Origin of the sequence: Pseudoalteromonas sp. S1727, from assembly GCF_005886375.1 — a bacterium.
Classification (GTDB): Bacteria; Pseudomonadota; Gammaproteobacteria; order Enterobacterales; family Alteromonadaceae; genus Pseudoalteromonas; species Pseudoalteromonas haloplanktis.
In genome coordinates this window covers 1-3,151 of the sequence record NZ_PNDT01000037.1, presented here as the reverse complement: position 1 = coordinate 3,151, position 3,151 = coordinate 1, and the positions used below count along the sequence as shown (strand labels likewise).

The window sequence follows — 3,151 nt, the reverse complement described above, 5'->3', positions numbered from 1 at the left end:
ACTGCAATCAACAACTTCCCTAAAAAAGAGAATTCCTATAGCATTAAGCATACCAATAAAAATGTTGAGTGAGGAGTATGCTTCGTTCAACAAGGTATTTATACGATACAAACAACGTAACGTATAAATACTAAGACGTTAGCTCTCTTAGGCAATCTATCCTAAAAAAGGAATTTCAGATGTGGAAATCTCAAGCCGATACAAAAGAACTTATAAAAAGTATTGAGAATATTGAACAATTAGAACGTCTTTATTCCCTTAGTTTATTTTGGAAAAATGCAGTTTATCCTGAGGATTATATTGCATCAAAAGAGTGGGTTCACTATTTAACACTTAGTGTTTCAGGTGAAGAAATTGTAAATCAAATAATAGAAGAAACCGGAATAGCTAAAGATGAGTACTTTTTCATGTCTTTGTTCGGTCGTTTTTTTCACCATAATTTAATTTTTGATCATGAAAAATCTAATATAGATGAAATACAAAGGCTTTTATCACAAGAGATTTTAGGTGAAAAAATTACATTTCCTTATAGGTTTGGTCGATTGTTATATGATCGATTTAATGATTACATAAAAACGAATAAAACCAAGCATTTATTACCCGAAGATACAAAGACGCTCTTGACAGGAACACCAAAAGGTATATCTCAAGTGAGTGATATAATTATAGGTCCACTAGGAGTTTTAAATTCTAGTGTTCCTAGGTTTGTTCCACCAACATTGACTCTACCGCTTTGGCACTGTTCTGATACTGGTTGCAATGCTCCACACTTTGTAAATTTAGTTCCTCCCGTAAATGGTAAATTACAGGATGTTTACCAACAAACAGAAACAGCAGTTAAAAAACATTATGGACCACCATCTGAGTGGGCTCCTGCATTGAAGTGGATTCACCGGAAAGGTGAATTGGAACATTGGCGAAGTTATTCTGCAATTATGGAGTTAATAGCTGAAAGTTTATTTGGTAACGAAAGGACTGCTTTGCTTGCTTGTGCCTTAAAGGGAGAGTCGAAGAATCAACTAAGAGAACTAATAAGTTCACCGCCTAAGAAAAAATCGGATGGAACAGGTAAGCCAGAAGAAGTTGCTGAACGATTAAGTGCTGAGGAACAATTACAATTATTAATGACTTTATCTGATAATCAATTAATCCAATATATTGATGAATTAACCGCAGCAAACAAAATAAAAATCCCAATCGGAGAAATTAGAAAGGCTAAGTTTTACTATAGAGGTAGAAGTGGAGATGATATTTGTGAATTATCGTCTTTCGGTATCAGATCGAGAATAGAAAACCCATTGATTAATCTAACTGCTTTAATCTGGAATGCGTACTACAGTGATGGGATTACACAAGAGCTAGAGTGGAAATTAAGAGAAGTGAATGGGCGTGACGCTAGAGAATCTTTAACAATCTATGCAAGGGAGTATGGTCCAGAGAAGACAGTTACAGATTTAATTTTAAGCATCAGTTCTGTTACAAAGAAAATATGTAATGATATAAAGCTTTCTTTAGATTTAATCCAAGGTTCAAATAGTAAAGCAGTTAAAAGGATGCTTTGGAAACTAGGTTTTGCTCCTAATGAATATGATGATTTGCTTTTAAGGCTAAAAGCGAGGTTAACCTCTTTTAATGAAAAAGCTTTATCAATTAATAAAATTGATGATGAATCTGATCGCGAAGGAATAAGATCGATTGGTGTCAATTTATTTGTTTCATTAGAAGAATACCTTGATAGGTTGATTTCATATAATGTTTGGTTGCTATCAAATGACCATTTCAGTGAAAGTAAATTTGTTTATGATATAGATATTGGTCGCCAACGGGTCAGAAAGTACTTGTCCAATAGCAGCGATAATTCGATTGAATGGTCAATTAAAGGAGATAATTCCTTAGGTGTATTACTTTATTTTTTATCTGAGTTATTAACTTGGCTAAATAATTTAGAAGAAACCTCAAGAGACAAGTTAAAAAGGAATGAGGATGACCTTCCTCATTACATTCATGATGAATTACGACCTTTTCCATTTCGTCACATGGAGTTTTGGGCTGACACTGACGTGAGGGAATTTTCCTTATATAAAGATGGCTTAGCTTCAATTATCAGGTTAATTAACCAATCAGATTTGGCCTCTATTCGAAATGGTATAGATCATTTTCGTGATGAAGATTCTTTCCCTGAAATTGATAAAATGATTGCATGTGCAACCAGATTGCAGCAAGCAGTAGAGATGTCGGATATTGGTAGGTATTTTCCTAAATCGTTTTCATTAACCTCTGAAAGAAAAGATAGTTTTAATGGAATAGAGTTTACTTTTGAAGACTACAGAGGAAAAGAGTTTAAATCTTTTGGACCAGCAGTAGTGTCAGGTCTTCCAAAACCTAAATTCGGTGAACCTATAGTAATAGCTCCTTGTAACTTGCTTGGGCTACCAAACTCTAATTTAATGTTTAAAATTAGGATTAGTAGTGAATTTTCAAGGCATTGGGAGAATTACCCAAGGAGAAGGAAGATTGTTTCTGTATCCGAAACTGAGCAAGATGAAATTCACGAGAGCTAATCGGGTAGCCGGAGGTCTCCTCCAGCCCCCACACCACCCATCATGCGCTTTTCATTTGCAGGAAGTGCAATGGGCAGTTCATCTCCCGTAATGAATATTGATCCAAATATCTCTCAATGACACTAAACCTTTTGACGCTAAATAGTCATTGCCTAGTGCAATGTTAATTCCTTTTGTTTTTGAGCTTCTACAAGGACCTTTACTGGTGATACCACATGCAATGGCGAGTCGTTCGCTAACACCCAATTTCATTAAACAGCGTACTTTTGTGCGTGCTATTCCTTTGAAAAGAGCGTCATTGCAGCCAGTAGCACATTCTTATCCTGCGGCGGAGCCAATGATCTAAATCCACCGTTAGCTGATAAGCGTTGGCTATTAGGGAGTAGTGTCCCCAGCCGCGCAAATACTGTTTGAGTTTATGAATTTGTAGGGTCATTGAGATCCCCCAGTTGCGGTTAGTGAGCTCCCTGACATTTGCTTTAAATTTCTTTAGCGCCTGTTCGTGGATCTGCACTTGACCGTAGCGGAAGGTAAACCCGAGAAATTTCGAGCCTGATACTGGACCGACCCGACTTTTCGATTCGTTCACT

3 protein-coding genes are annotated in these 3,151 nt (G+C 36.3%); 1 reads left to right on the top strand and 2 read right to left on the bottom strand.

The features are described from left to right. Positions 1–179: 179 nt before the first annotated feature. Positions 180–2,561, top strand: a complete 2,382-nt coding sequence (locus CWB85_RS10610) for a hypothetical protein (RefSeq protein WP_138554857.1) — start codon at positions 180–182, stop codon at positions 2,559–2,561. A gap of 78 nt (positions 2,562–2,639) precedes the next feature. On the opposite strand, the gene CWB85_RS23010 is transcribed toward CWB85_RS10610, so the two are convergent. Together CWB85_RS23010 and CWB85_RS23005 are read right to left on the bottom strand one after the other, a co-directional pair. Then, positions 2,640–2,813: a Retron-type RNA-directed DNA polymerase gene (locus tag CWB85_RS23010; RefSeq protein ID WP_138554856.1), complete on the bottom strand. Its 174-nt coding sequence runs from the start codon at positions 2,811–2,813 to the stop codon at positions 2,640–2,642. A gap of 43 nt (positions 2,814–2,856) precedes the next feature. Beyond that, positions 2,857–3,151: group II intron maturase-specific domain-containing protein (locus CWB85_RS23005; RefSeq protein ID WP_349304074.1), on the bottom strand; the 295-nt coding region annotated here is incomplete at its 5' end.

Coding starts and splice junctions, on each gene's coding strand:
- CWB85_RS23010 (WP_138554856.1), bottom strand. CDS start 2,813: ATGAAATTGGGTGTTAGCGAACGACTCGCCATTGCATGTGGTATCACC.
- CWB85_RS10610 (WP_138554857.1), top strand. CDS start 180: ATGTGGAAATCTCAAGCCGATACAAAAGAACTTATAAAAAGTATTGAG.